Raw genomic sequence first — 13,535 nt, forward strand, 5'->3', positions numbered from 1 at the left:
ACGGTGGCGATGACGCACACGACGCACGAGCGGACCAAGGTCCGCAGGCGCAGACGACTCGGAGCGGCGGCGATGATCGCCGCAGCGGCTCTGCTCGTCTCCGGCTGCAGCATCCAGATCAAGAGCGAGCAGGATCCCACGATCCCCGCCGACACGATGCTGCTGGCAGCCGACAAGGGCACCCCGATGCTCGAACGGAACTTCAACCCCTATCTCGTCAACAAGCGGGCGGCCTCGAGCTACATCTACGAACCGCTCGTCGTGATCAACGTGCTCGACGGCAAGGAGACCCCGTGGCTCGCTGAAGACGTCGCCCTCCCGGACGCGAAAACGATCGACTACACGATCCGCGACGGTGCGACGTGGTCCGACGGCGAGGACTTCACCCCTGAGGACGTCAAGTTCACCTTCGACCTCATCAAGAAGTACCCCACGCTCGACCAGAAGGGCGCCTGGCAGCACATCGACACGATCGAAGTGAAGGGCCAGCACGTCATCATGCACCTGCTCGATGACGACGCCCCGGCGGCCGACATCGTCTCGCAGACGCTCATCGTCCCGGAGCACATCATCTGGAAGGACGTCAAGAGCCCCGACACCTGGCGGAACCCCGATCCCATCGGCACCGGCCCGTACGTCCTCGGCAACTTCTCCTCGCAGCAGTACACGATGGACAAGAACGAGAGCTACTGGCAGGCCGACAAGATCGAGGTCAACCACCTCGTACTCCCCGCCTCCACCAGTGAGCTCGACATCGTCACCAAGGGCTTCGACTGGGCATACGCGTTCATGTCGAACGTCGAGGGCACCTGGGTCGACGCCAACGCCAACAACAAGTACTGGTTCCCGCCGGGAGGCGTGATCAGCCTCGTCCCGAACATGGACGTGGCACCCTTCGACAACGTCGACGTCCGGCGCGGCCTCGCCCTGGCCCTCGACCGCGACAAGATCGCCGACGCCGCGACCGAGGGATACCTCGGCGCCGCCGGCCAGTCAGGCCTGATGCTGCCGAACCAGGACGCCGAGCTCGACCCGACGATCCCGAATGAAGGCATGATCGCCCAGGACACCGCCGGCGCACTCGAGGCGTTCGCGGCCGCCGGGTACACGCAGCAGGACGGCAAACTGGTCGACGCCTCCGGCACCCAGTTCACCTTCTCGATCACGACGGCCAACGGCTACGCCGACTGGCTGCGGGCGGTGCAGGAGGTCCGCAAGGAGCTCACGGCGCTCGGCATCGACGTCCAGATCAAGCAGCCGCAGCCCCCGGGCTACCAGCAGGCAATCCAGAGCGGTGACTTCCAGGTGGCGATGGGCGGCATGGGTGGCGGCATCATCTTCCAGGCCTACAACAACGGGTTCAACAGTGAGTTCGCGAAGCCCATCGGTGAGACGACCTCGAGCAACTTCGGTCGCTACCGCAACCCGCAGATGGACCAGCTCCTCGCCGAGTACAAGGTCACCACCGATGACGCATCGCGACTCGAGCTCAGCCACCAGATGCAGCAGCTCGTCTACAACGACCTGCCCGTGATCGGCATGTACTACGGCGGTCTCTGGGGCCTCTACAACGACGCGAAGTTCACCGGTTGGCCCGATGCGGACAACCCGTACGCGCCACCGCAGACCTACGACCAGACCCCGCTGCTCGTCTTCACGCACCTCAAGCTCCGGAAGGACGGTGAGTAATCCATGTACATCTTGCGCAAACTCGGTCTCTTCGTCCTGACGCTGTGGGCAGCGGTCACGCTGAACTTCCTCCTGCCGCGGCTCATGCCCGGTTCCCCCACCGACGCCGCTATCGCGAAACTCGCCCAGAACGGCCCGGTCTCCGCAGCGACGCGGGCGGCGATCGAGGCTCAGCTCGGCGTCCCCGGCGGCAACATCTGGGAGCAGTACGTCTCGTACCTCCATCAGGTCGTCACGCTCGACTTCGGGGTGTCGTACACCTTCTTCCCGCAGTCGGTTTCGGAGCTCATCTGGCAGGCGTTCCCGTACACGATCGTGCTCCTCGGCATCGTGACGATCGTCGCCTTCATCCTCGGCACGCTCATCGGTGTGCTCGCGGCATGGCGACGGAACACCTGGCTCGACGCACTGCCGACCCTGACGGGCACCTTCGCGAGCACCTTCCCGTACTTCTGGACGGCCCTGCTGCTCCTCTTCTTCGCCGGGTACGTCGCCCACTGGTTCCCGACCTCGGGTGCCTTCGGGCCGACGGCGACGCCGGCGTTCACCTGGGACTTCTTCGTCGACGTCGCGTACCACGCGGTGCTGCCGGCGCTGACGATCCTCGTGACGAGCCTCGGCGGCTGGATCATCGGCATGCGCAACGCGATGATCAACACGCTCGGTGACGACTACGTCACCTTCGCCGAGGCGAACGGCCTCCGCGGCCGCACCGTCGCGATCAAGTACGCGGCACGCAACGCGATCCTCCCGAACCTCACCGGCTTCGGGCTCGCGCTCGGTGGTGTGGTCGGCGGCTCGATCCTCGTGGAGCAGGTCTTCGGCTACCCGGGCATCGGCTTCCTCCTGTTCAACGCGGTGATCGGACAGGACTACCCGCTGATGCAGGCGCTCTTCCTGCTCATCACGGTGAGCGTGCTCGTCGCCAACTTCCTCGTCGACATTCTGTACGGCGTACTCGACCCAAGGACCCGCCGATGACCACCACACAGCACGTCAAGACACTGCAGTCCGACGACGCCATCCGGCCACCGAGGAAGTTCGCCTTCATCGGTCGATCGGCAGCCACGCTCTGGGCCAACTGGAAGTCGCGCCTCGGCCTGATCATCCTCGCGTTCTTCATCTTCGTGGCTATTTTCGCGCCCCTGCTCGCCCCGTACGGTGCGAGTCAGGACGGGTTCCCGCGGAACGCCGACTCGAGCCCCGAGCACTGGTTCGGGACGACGGCCGCCGGCGAGGACGTCCTCAGTCAGTTGATCTACGGCTCGCAGATCAGCGTCGCCGTCGGGTTCATCGCCGGCATCCTGTCCACGATCGTCGCGGTCCTCATCGGCCTCAGCTGGGGCTACATCAAGGGCTTCGGCGCCGAGGTCGTGAACTTCATCGTCAACCTGTTCCTCGTGGTCCCGGGTCTGCCGCTGATGATCGTCATCGCCGCCTACCTGCAGAACGGTGGCCTCGTGATGATCGTCGCCGTCATCGTGATCACGGGCTGGGCGTGGGGCGCTCGGGTGCTCCGCAGCCAGACGCAGTCGCTGCGTTCGCGCGACTTCGTGACGGCGGCTCGCTTCTCCGGCGACCGACCGTTCCGCATCGTGTTCAACGAGATCCTCCCCAACATGACCTCGCTCATCGCCGGTGGCTTCTTCGGTGCCGCAACGAGTGCGATCCTCGCTGAAGCGGGGCTCGAGTTCCTGGGGCTCGGCGACTCCTCGATCGTCAGCTGGGGCACCATCCTCTACTGGGCGCAGAACTCCAACGCGCTGCTCACCGGTCAGTGGATCCTGCTCTTCACTCCTGGTCTCTGCATCGCGCTCCTCGCGATGAGCCTCACCCTCATCAACTTCGGTGTCGACGCGATCAGCAATCCGCGCCTCCGTGAAGGGAAGTCACGATGAACGCCTCCACCGAGACCACCGCTGCGCACCCCGCCACGCCGGCGAGCGGCGCACTCCTCGAGGTCCGCGACCTCTCCGTCGTCTACGAGTCCACCGGAGCGGCGCCCGTCCAGGCCGTCGACCACGTGTCGTTCTCCGTCGGTGCCGGCGAGTTCATCGGACTCGTCGGGGAGTCGGGTTCCGGCAAGTCGACGCTCGGCTTCGCGGCCACCCGTCTGCAGAAGCCTCCGGCCCGCATCAACGGCGGCCAGATCTTCTTCGGCGGGAAGGACATCCGCGAACTCGGCGACGAGGAGCTCCGGTCGCAGCGTCAGGGCGGTTTCGCCATGGTGCTGCAGTCGGGCATGAACGCGCTCAACCCCGTCCGCACCATCCGCAACCACTTCGTCGACATCTTCAAGGCGCACGGCCACGTGTCGCGCGACCGGTGGGATGCCCGCATGACCGAGCTGGTCGAGAAGGTCGGGCTCACACCGCAGGTCCTCGCCCGGTTCCCCGGTGAGCTGTCCGGCGGTATGCGTCAGCGCGTCTCCATCGCGCTGGCCCTGTCGCTCGAACCGCGCCTCATGGTGTTCGACGAGCCGACGACCGCGCTCGACGTGCTCGTGCAGCACGCGATCATGGACACGATCACCGAGCTGCAGCAGGCCGAGGGCTTCACCGCGATCCTCATCAGCCACGACCTCGGTGTCGTGCTCGAAGCGACCCAGCGAGTGCTCGTCATGCACGAGGGCCGCATCGTCGAGGACGCACCGAGTCGCGACATCCTCGAGCGACCGCAGGATCCGTACACGAAGATGCTGCTGAGCCACTACGCCGACCCGCGTGCAGCGGTCGTCGAGCTGCCGGGCTTCCCGTCGCGCGCCAACCGCGGCACGGGGCCCGTCTCCGGCACGACGACGAGCGTCCCGACGGCGGTGAGCGCGAGCTCCGAGTCCGGGAAGGCGTCGTCCCGAGAAGGACGGTCTGCGGAGTCCGCGATCATCGTGGACGGCGTCTCGAAGATCTACCCGCCGCCGCGGCGGGGCGAATCAGCGGTGACGGCCGTGGACGACGTGACGTTCACGCTCGAACCCGGACAGTCACTCGCGCTCGTCGGTGCCTCCGGGTCCGGCAAGTCGACCATCGCCAAGCTCATCACGGGCATCGAGAAGCCGACGTCGGGAACCGTGCGCTTCGGTGACCTCGACGTCGCGAAGCTCAACCGGAAGGGCATTCGCGATCTGCACAAGAACGTGCAGATGATCTTCCAGGACCCGTACGCGGCGCTCAACCCGCTGCACACGGTCGAGTACACCCTGACGCGTCCGGTCGTGAACTTCACCGGGCTCCGCGGGGACGCGGCTCGGAAGCGCGTGCTCGAACTCCTCGAGACGGTGGGCCTCTCGCCGGTCGAGCAGTTCGCGGCGAAGCTCCCGCACCAGCTGTCCGGTGGGCAGCGGCAGCGCGTCGTGATCGCCAGGGCGCTCGCGAGCGACCCGCAGGTGCTCATCGCCGATGAGCCCGTGTCGATGCTCGACGTGTCGCTGCGTGCCGGCGTGCTCGCCCTGCTCGAGGACCTGCGCGAGCAGTGGGGTGTCTCGATGCTCTACATCACGCACGACCTGCTGTCGGCCCGACTCGTGACCGACAACATCATGGTCCTCAACCAGGGACGCGTCGTCGAGCGAGGCGAGACCGCGTACGTGCTCCAGCACCCGCAGGACCCGTACACGATCGAGTTGCTCGACGCGGTGCCCAACCCGGCGCGCGCCAAGCGCTGACCCTTCCGGCGCTCGCTCGCCCCTTCTTGGGCGAGCGAGCACCTGTTCGCCCAAAAACGGGCGAACGAACCGCACGACGAACAGGAGCAACACCGTGCTGACCTTCCCCGACGGCTTCCTCTGGGGCGCCGCGACAGCCGCCCATCAGATCGAGGGCAACAACATCAACAGCAACTGGTGGGTGCACGAGCACGAGGCCGGAACGAACATCGTCGAGCCCTCCGGCGACGCGATGGACAGCTACCACCGCTACCGCGAGGACATGCAGCTGCTCGCGGACGCCGGACTCAACACCTACCGCTTCAGCATCGAGTGGGCTCGGATCGAGCCGGAGCGCGGCATCGTCTCGCGCGCGGAGGTCGACCACTACCGCCGCATGGTGGACACGGCGCACGAACTCGGACTGAACCCTGTCGTCACGCTCATGCACTTCACGGTGCCGCGCTGGTTCGAACGTGATGGTTTCTGGCGGGCGAAGGACGCCGCAGACCTCTTCGCGCGCTACACCGAGCTGACGCTGCCCATCGTCGGCGAGGGAGTGGACTACGTTTGCACGATCAACGAGCCGAACATCGCCGCCATGCTCGCCGGTGGTGAGGACGCCGCGAACCTCGTCGCATACGGCCTGCCGAACCCCGACCTCGCTGTCGCCGACGCGCTCCTCGAGTCGCACAAGCGTTCACGCGAGGTGTTGTCGCAGGTGTCCGGTCTGAAGAGCGGCTGGACGATCGCGACGCAGGCGTTCCGGTCCAACGGCGAGCCGGGTTCCGACGAGATGCTGCGCGAGTACGGCTACCCGCGTGACGACTGGTACCTCGAGCAGTCTGCAGGCGACGACTTCCTGGGCGTCCAGGCGTACACGCGCACCTTCATCGGGCCGAAGGGTCCGCTGCCCGTCGAGGACGGTGTCGAGACGACGCTCACCGGCTGGGAGTTCTACCCGCCGGCTGCTGCCGAAGGTGTGCGTGCTGCGTGGGAGCTCTCCGGAGGGGTGCCGATCATGATCACCGAGAACGGTATCGCGACCTCCGACGACGCCCGCCGCATCGACTACACCGACGGTGCGCTGCGCGATCTGCACGCGTGCATCCAGGACGGCATCCAGCTGGAGGGCTACCTCCACTGGAGCGCGCTCGACAACTACGAGTGGGCGAGCGGCTTCCGGCCGACCTTCGGTCTCATCGCCGTCGACCGCGAGACCTTCGTCCGGACGCCGAAGCCGAGCCTCGCGTGGCTCGGGAACGTCGCGAAGGCCAACGGCCTGGCGGAGTAACAGTCGCTCCCTGGCGTCCGTGCACAACTCCTGCGGCGTTGTGCGCGGTGCCGGGTCGGCGCGGGCGCGGGGGCCCTCCGCCAACGGGCAACTGCGGATTGCAGGAGTTGTGAGCAAGGCAGGACTGGTCAGCTTGGTTCTGTCTCTGGTGGTGTCGCGCTGATGTGCACGACTCCTGCGGGTGAGCGATCAGAGCGACTTCGGCGGGCTCCGGAAGGGGATCTGGCGGGGCCGCAGGAGTTGTGAACGGAAAGAACCCCGGGCAGCGATTGCTGCTCGGGGCTCTTTGCATGGAAGTCGGTTGGCGTCCGCATGGGCGGAAGGCGCCAGCGACCGGTTAGCGGTTGCCGCGTAGGCCGCGACCGAAGCGACGACGAGGACCGCGCTCGTGCGTGTTGCCCTCGTCCCGGCCGAAGGCTCGGGCGATGCTCTCGAGGCTCATGAGCGTGGTCGCGAGGTCCTCGGGCGAGACGGCATCGGTGACTGTCTGTCGGACTGCCTCGACCTTGGTCCGGAGCGCTGAGTGCGCCTCACGACCAGCGTCGGTGAGGGCGATGCCGTCTGCGTCGATCGTGACCCAGCCACGAGCGGCGAAGTCCATCACGATCTCCTCGGTGGAGCGACGGTGACCACGCGGGCCGTGGTGACCGTGCTGATCGGGCGCGAACGGAGCGCGGCCGAACCCGGGGTGGAAGCCGGGAGCGACGTCGGGACCGAAGCCGCTACGGCGGCCGAAGCCCTGCGGGCCGCGCGGACCGCGTCGGCGTGGGGGGAGAGCCGCATCGATCTGCTCGACGCTCGTGGCGCCGGACTCGATCCCGCTGAGGGTGCGCCAGGCGCGTCGGCCGAGATCGCCCTCGGTGAGGGCGTCATGCATCGATCCCTTGATCGCATGGTCGACGGTGCGGAGCCAGTAGCCGAGCTGGCGCTCGGTGGACGGGCGGGTGGATTCTGGGGAAGTCTGTGGGGTGTTCATAGGGTTCCAATCATTTGCATGTGTTGTTACATGTAAATGTATAATGACATGTATGTCCGAGAATCGTCAAGACCAGCCCAGCGAACCCACAGGAACGGACGCCGTGCAGCGCATCGAGCAGGCACTCGTGCAGATCCGGCGCGACCAGTCGAGACGTCACTTCGGTGGTCGCGGGGGGCGAGGTGGGCCTGGAGGGCATCAGCGCGGCGAGCACGATGAGCATGGAGGGGCCCATGGACATGTCGACGGCGACAGTGAACGCGTCGGCGACGGGTCCGGCCGTGGCCGGGGTCGTGGCCCCGGCTTCGGCCCGGGGTTCGGAGGTCCGTGGGGTCCGGGAGGCGGAGCGGCTTGGGGTCCTGGCCCAGGCGCGCGCCATCCCCGCGAGCAGGCGATCGCACAGGCGGCGCGCTTCCGGATGCTCGACGCACTCGCACGACCGGGCGTGGCAGACGGCATGGGCATCAGTGCATTGGCCGAGGCGATCGGCGTCGACCAACCGCGGGCGAGCCGGCTCGTGGCAGAGGCGACGAAGCGGGGTGAGGTGGCGAGAGCCGTCGACCCGAACGACGGACGTCGCAGCGTGGTGCAGCTCACCGCCGCAGGCCGATCGGTCCTGCAGGAGGCCCACCGAGGCCGCCGTGATGCCGTGACGAACGCGCTCGCCGGCTTCACCGAGGAGGAGGCTGCGCAGTTCGCCGCTTACCTCACCCGGTTCGTCGCCGCGTGGCCGCGCGCTGACGCCGCCGACGGGCCGCGCTGACGCGCCTCCCCGGTGACCCATCTCAGGAAGTCGCCGGCGTGTCGCCCGGGCTGGTCGTGGGTGGGAGGCGCCGCGCCGAGGCCTTCCTGAGTGAGCGAGGAGAAGAATGGGAGAACGCTGGGGCTGGGGCTGGGGCTGGGGCTGCGGCGGGGGAGCAGGAGGCAGGGGGTCACTGGGGGCGGAGGCGGAGCTCCTGCATGCCACCGTCGACAGCGACCGAGGTGCCGGTGGTCGAGCCTGAACGCGGACTCGCGAGGTAGGCCACAGCACCGGCGACCTCATCGGCGGCGACAAGACGGCCGTGCGGCTGGCGCGCCTCGAGTGCTGCGCGTTCTGCGACCGGATCGGCTGCAGAATCGAGGAGTCGGCCGACCCAGGGGGTGTCGGCTGTCCCCGGGCTGACGCAGTTCACACGCACGCCCTCACGCAGATGGTCGGCAGCCATCGCCCGTGTCAGTGACAGTACCGCCCCCTTCGTCGCCGAGTAGAGCGCCCGCTGGGGGAGTCCGGCGGTTGCAGCGATCGACGCGGTGTTCACGATCGCTGCGGACGGCGACTCCCGCAGATGCGGCAGGGCGGCACGGGTGACGCGCGCCATCCCGACGACGTTGATGTCGAAGACGCGATGCCACTCGTCGTCGTCGTTGTCCTCGATGCTGCCCTGCGCACCGATGCCCGCGTTGTTCACGACGATGTCGAGACGGCCGAACCTCTCGACGACGGCGGCGATCGCGGCTCGGACCGAGACGTCGTCAGCGACGTTCGCGCGCACCGACAACCGGGTGGAGGAGTCCGCCTCGACGGACGGGTTGAGGTCGAGGATGGCGACCCTCGCGCCCTCGGCGGCGAGTCGCTCGACGATCGCCGCACCGATGCCCGAGGCGCCGCCCGTCACGACGGCGACAAGACCCACGAACTCGCCGCCCTGCTCGCCGCTCATGCGGTCGCCCCGAGCGCTTCGGACGGCTTCGCGGCGGGCGCGACGCCCGGCACCGGGTCGATGAACCGCTGGCGCTGGCGCCCGAGTCCTTCGATCTCGACCTCGCAGACGTCGCCTGCGGAGAGATAGGGGAACCGGCCGGACAGTGCGACGCCCTCGGGGGTGCCGGTGAGCACGAGGTCTCCGGGTTCCAGCTGCACGTACTGGCTGAGATGCCAGATCACGGTGTCGACGTCGAAGATGAGGTCCGCGGTGGTCGAGTCCTGTCGTGGTTCCCCGTTGACCCAGCTGCGGAGCCGGAGTGCGGACGGATCGACCTCGTCGGGCGTCACCAACCAGGGACCGGTCGGGTTGAAGCCCTGTGCGCACTTGCCCTTCGACCATTGCCCGCCGCTCGCGGCGATCTGGAAGTCGCGCTCGGAGACGTCGTTGGCGGTGACGAAACCGGCGATGCGGCTGCGGGCCTCCGCCGGACTGTCGAGGTAGGAGGTGCGCTCGCCGATGACGATGCCGAGCTCGACCTCCCAATCGGTCTTGGTGCTGCCGCGGGGGATGCGGACGTCGTCGTTCGGCCCGACGACCGTGTTGGGCGTCTTGAGGAACATGATGGGGATCTCGGGCGGAGCTGATCCCGACTCCGCAGCGTGGGCCGCGTAGTTCATGCCGATGCAGACGACGGCGCTGGGCCGGCTGATCGGTGCGCCGATGCGGAGGTCCTCCGCTCCGGCGAGTTCCGGCAGTGTCCCCGCATCGAGAGCGGCACGGGTGCGCTCCACGCCGCCGCCGGAGAGGAAGCCCCCGTCGATGTCGGTCGTGATCGAACGGAGGTCGTGCGCGGTGTCCCCCACGAAGACGACGGGGATCTCCGCGTCCACTGCGCCGAGTCTGGCGAATCGCATGCTGGTCCTTCCGGGTCCGCCGGTGTCCGCAGGCGTCTGGGACCCGGCCTCGTAGCCGATAACATCTGAACTCTAACGCGAACGTGGCGCTTGATGGAGACATATTCCGTCCGTAGGGAGAGATTGACACGAGAGACATCCGATGTTTATGCTCACTTCACCACCCGTAAGGAGCACGCCCCCGTGAGTATCATCATCGGATTCGAGACGCACGACGTCCGGTTCCCGACCTCGACCAGCCTCGACGGCTCGGACGCCATGAATCCCGATCCGGACTATTCGGCCGCGTACCTCCGCCTGGTGACGGACGCGGACGACGGCCTCGAGGGCCACGGCTTCGTGTTCACCATCGGCCGGGGCAACGACGTCGAGGTCGCGGCCATCCAGGCGCTGCGTGACCATCTGCTCGGCCGCGAGGTCGAACCCGTGCTCGACAGCCTCGGCGCCTTCTGGCGCGAACTCGTCTACGACTCCCAGCTCCGCTGGCTCGGCCCGGAGAAGGGCGTCATGCACATGGCGATCGGCGCCGTCGTCAACGCTCTGTGGGATCTCAAGGCCAAGCGGGCAGGCCGGCCCCTCTGGCAGCTGTTGTCGACGATGTCACCGGAGGAACTGGTCGAACTCGTCGACTTCCGCTACCTGAGCGACGTCCTCTCGCCCGACGACGCCCTCGACATCCTGCGCCGTGCGGAGCCGGGTCGTGCCGCACGCACGGAAGCACTCCTCGCTGCCGGCTACCCCGCCTACACGACGACGCCCGGCTGGCTCGGATACTCCGACGCCAAGCTCGACCGACTGTGCCGCGAGGCCGTTGCCGACGGATTCACGCAGGTGAAGCTGAAGGTCGGCGGTGACGTGGAGGACGACGTCCGTCGCTTGGGGATCGCGCGGAACGCCGTCGGACCCGACATCCGCATCGCGGTCGACGCCAACCAGCGCTGGGACGTCGCGGAGGCGATCGAATGGATGGCAAGACTCGCGCCCTTCGACCCGGCGTGGATCGAGGAGCCGACGAGCCCCGACGACATCCTCGGACACGCTGCCATCGCCCGCGGCATCGCACCGATTCCCGTGGCGACCGGGGAGCACATGGCCAACCGCATCATGTTCAAGCAGTTCCTCCAGGCGGATGCCCTGCAGATCCTGCAGATCGACTCGACCCGGGTGGCAGGCGTCAACGAGAACGTGACCATCCTGCTGCTCGCCGCGAAGTTCGGGGTGCCGGTCTGTCCGCACGCCGGCGGCGTCGGCCTGTGCGAGGCGGTGCAGCACCTGTCGATGTTCGACTTCGTCGCCGTCTCGGGCAGCGAGGATGGACGCATGATCGAATTCGTCGACCACCTGCATGAACACTTCACCGAACCGGTGGAGATCGTGGCCGGTCGCTATCGCGCACCGCTCGCGCCGGGCGGTGGTTCCGAGATGCTGTCGTCGTCGATCGCGGCGTTCGAGTTCCGGCCGTCGACCACGCCGACCACGCCGTCTGCGCCAGCACCCACGTCCGAGCGCGTCGCCGCCGCGCATGACTGAGCTCATGGTGCCACGCCTCGCCTACGGCGCCGCCAACCTCGGCAACCTGTACCGTGCCCTCACCGACGACGAGGCCTGGGCCATCCTCGACGCGGCGTGGGACCGCGGCGTCCGCTTCTTCGACACAGCACCGCACTACGGTCTCGGTCTGTCGGAGCGGCGATTGGGCGCGTTCCTGCAGACGAAGCCGCGGGACGAATACGTGCTGTCGACCAAGGTCGGTCGGCTCCTGGTCCCGAATCCTGAGGGCGAGGGCACGCTCGACACCGCCAACGACTTCGCGGTCCCGGCCACGCTGCGGCGTGAGTGGGATGCGAGTGAGGCCGGAGTCCGCCGCTCGCTCGACGAGTCCCTCGCGCGACTCGGACTCGATCGCGTCGACGTGCTCTACCTCCACGACCCCGAACGACACGATCCCGAGACGGGGATATCCTCGGGGATTCCGGCGCTCGCGGCCCTGCGCGATGAGGGTCTGGTCGGTGCGATCGGTATCGGATCGATGGATGTCGACGCGCTGCTGGCCGCCGTCCGGACGGGGCTCACCGACCTGATCATGATCGCCGGTCGCTACACGCTCGCCGAGCAGCCCGCGGCCGCCGACGTCCTGCCCGCCTGCATCGAGCACGGTGTCGGTGTCGTCGCCGCGTCGGTCTTCAATTCCGGGCTGCTCGCGCGGACTGTTCCCGACCCGGACGGACGGTACGAGTACGGCGCGGTGCCGCCGGAGGTGTTCGATCGAGCGGTGGCGATCGCCGAGGTATGCCGCAGGTTCGACGTCGAGCTGCCGGCGGCTGCGCTGCAGTTCCCGCTGCGCCACCCCGCCGTGCAGACCGTCGCGGTCGGCGCGTCACGACCTGCCCAGATGGTGCAGAACGTGGAACGCTTCGAGGCGGTCATCCCCGAGGCCTTCTGGACGGCACTCGACGATGCCGGGTTGCTCGGCCGATGACCTCGATCGATGCGCACCTGCATCTGTGGAACCGGGACGGCGGCTACCGCTGGCTCGATGCCGCACCGGAGGCGCTCCGCGAGGACTTCTCGGTGGAGCAGGCGCGCGCCGAGCTCGACGCAGCCGGCGTCGACCGTGCCGTGCTCGTCCAGGCCGACGACACCGAGGCCGACACGGCGTTCCTGCTCGACACCGGAGACGCGCACCCGTGGATCGCGGGTGTCGTCGGGTGGGTGCCGATCGACGACGCCACTCGCGCGGAAGCGATGCTCGACCGCCTGGCCGATCGTCGGTCGCTTCGCGGCGTCCGGCAACTCCTGCACGACGACCCACGCGACGGGCTGCTGCTCGCGCCGGACGGGCGTCGGCTCGCCGCACTCCTCGCCGAGCGTGGTCTCACGCTCGACATCCCGAACGCCTATCCGCGTCTGCTCGCGGACGCCACGACCCTCGCCAGAGCGGTGGAAGGGCTGACGGTCGTGATCGACCATCTGGCGAAGCCACCGAGCGACGCGGGGCCCTTCGAGGCGTGGTCGGCGGAGTTGGTCGCGGCTGCCGCGTTGCCCAACACCGTCGCGAAGGTCTCGGGGCTGTGCGAAGCGGGCCGCCCGTTCACAGCTTCCGACGCACGACGCGCCTGGGAGCTCGCGCTCGACCAATTCGGCCCTGACCGCTTGATGCTCGGTGGCGACTGGCCCGTCTCCGTCACGAGCGGCGGCTATGCGCAGGTCTGGCAGGAGCTCACGAGTCTGCTCGACGAGCTCTCGCCGGCTGAACGGGGATCGCTGCTCGGCGGAACCGCGACGCGGGTGTATGGGCTGGTGCCCGGCTGACATGATCGAGCAGTCGAGATGA

Annotated in this window: 12 protein-coding genes; 9 read left to right on the forward strand and 3 right to left on the reverse strand. The window is 68.0% G+C overall.

Annotated features, from left to right (window positions below; genetic code table 11):
* The first annotated feature begins 9 nt into the window (after positions 1 to 9).
* The 5 genes from ABMA10_RS05880 (at position 10) to ABMA10_RS05900 (ending at position 6,623) form a co-directional block, all read left to right on the forward strand.
* On the forward strand, positions 10 to 1,689 hold the full coding sequence (locus tag ABMA10_RS05880) for an ABC transporter substrate-binding protein (protein ID WP_431031293.1): 1,680 nt from the start codon (positions 10 to 12) through the stop codon (positions 1,687 to 1,689).
* Positions 1,690 to 1,692: 3 nt separating this feature from the next.
* Positions 1,693 to 2,670 carry an ABC transporter permease gene (locus ABMA10_RS05885; RefSeq protein ID WP_347867519.1) on the forward strand — a complete coding sequence of 326 codons (978 nt, stop codon included), beginning with the start codon at positions 1,693 to 1,695 and terminating at the stop codon, positions 2,668 to 2,670.
* Positions 2,667 to 3,587: an ABC transporter permease gene (locus ABMA10_RS05890; RefSeq protein ID WP_347867520.1), complete on the forward strand. Its 921-nt coding sequence runs from the start codon at positions 2,667 to 2,669 to the stop codon at positions 3,585 to 3,587. Before ABMA10_RS05885 ends, ABMA10_RS05890 begins: the two co-directional genes overlap by 4 nt.
* Positions 3,584 to 5,350 (forward strand): ABC transporter ATP-binding protein, encoded by a 1,767-nt coding sequence (locus ABMA10_RS05895; protein WP_347867521.1) that lies wholly within the window; start codon positions 3,584 to 3,586, stop codon positions 5,348 to 5,350. The genes ABMA10_RS05890 and ABMA10_RS05895 overlap by 4 nt, the downstream gene beginning before the upstream one ends.
* A gap of 94 nt (positions 5,351 to 5,444) precedes the next feature.
* A complete protein-coding gene (locus ABMA10_RS05900; RefSeq protein WP_347867522.1) occupies positions 5,445 to 6,623 on the forward strand; it encodes a glycoside hydrolase family 1 protein in 1,179 nt (392 codons plus the stop codon).
* Between the two features lie 337 nt (positions 6,624 to 6,960).
* On the opposite strand, the gene ABMA10_RS05905 is transcribed toward ABMA10_RS05900, so the two are convergent.
* Positions 6,961 to 7,599, reverse strand: coding sequence for a hypothetical protein (locus tag ABMA10_RS05905; protein WP_347867523.1), 639 nt, complete (start codon positions 7,597 to 7,599; stop codon positions 6,961 to 6,963).
* Between the two features lie 52 nt (positions 7,600 to 7,651).
* Here ABMA10_RS05905 and ABMA10_RS05910 point away from each other — a divergent pair, with 52 nt between their 5' ends.
* Complete coding sequence (locus ABMA10_RS05910) at positions 7,652 to 8,362, forward strand: MarR family winged helix-turn-helix transcriptional regulator (protein WP_347867524.1); 711 nt, start codon at positions 7,652 to 7,654, stop codon at positions 8,360 to 8,362.
* Positions 8,363 to 8,531: 169 nt separating this feature from the next.
* On the opposite strand, the gene ABMA10_RS05915 is transcribed toward ABMA10_RS05910, so the two are convergent.
* Both ABMA10_RS05915 and ABMA10_RS05920 read right to left on the reverse strand, forming a co-directional pair.
* Positions 8,532 to 9,302 carry an SDR family NAD(P)-dependent oxidoreductase gene (locus ABMA10_RS05915; RefSeq protein ID WP_431031294.1) on the reverse strand — a complete coding sequence of 257 codons (771 nt, stop codon included), beginning with the start codon at positions 9,300 to 9,302 and terminating at the stop codon, positions 8,532 to 8,534.
* Positions 9,299 to 10,201, reverse strand: a complete 903-nt coding sequence (locus ABMA10_RS05920; protein ID WP_347867526.1) for a fumarylacetoacetate hydrolase family protein — start codon at positions 10,199 to 10,201, stop codon at positions 9,299 to 9,301. The genes ABMA10_RS05915 and ABMA10_RS05920 overlap by 4 nt, the downstream gene beginning before the upstream one ends.
* A 183-nt stretch (positions 10,202 to 10,384) precedes the next feature.
* Here ABMA10_RS05920 and ABMA10_RS05925 point away from each other — a divergent pair, with 183 nt between their 5' ends.
* From ABMA10_RS05925 to ABMA10_RS05935, 3 genes are read left to right on the forward strand one after another with little or no spacing between them, the layout of a single operon-like run.
* On the forward strand, positions 10,385 to 11,731 hold the full coding sequence (locus ABMA10_RS05925) for an L-fuconate dehydratase (RefSeq protein WP_431031295.1): 1,347 nt from the start codon (positions 10,385 to 10,387) through the stop codon (positions 11,729 to 11,731).
* Positions 11,724 to 12,680 carry an aldo/keto reductase gene (locus ABMA10_RS05930; RefSeq protein ID WP_347867528.1) on the forward strand — a complete coding sequence of 319 codons (957 nt, stop codon included), beginning with the start codon at positions 11,724 to 11,726 and terminating at the stop codon, positions 12,678 to 12,680. The genes ABMA10_RS05925 and ABMA10_RS05930 overlap by 8 nt, the downstream gene beginning before the upstream one ends.
* The gene (locus ABMA10_RS05935) at positions 12,677 to 13,513 is read left to right on the forward strand and encodes an amidohydrolase family protein (protein WP_347867529.1); all 837 of its coding nucleotides are present in this window, start codon (positions 12,677 to 12,679) and stop codon (positions 13,511 to 13,513) included. Before ABMA10_RS05930 ends, ABMA10_RS05935 begins: the two co-directional genes overlap by 4 nt.
* The last annotated feature ends 22 nt before the right edge of the window (positions 13,514 to 13,535 follow it).

The sequence above is a fragment of the Plantibacter sp. RU18 genome, from assembly GCF_050613355.1.
Taxonomy (GTDB): Bacteria; Actinomycetota; Actinomycetes; order Actinomycetales; family Microbacteriaceae; genus Plantibacter.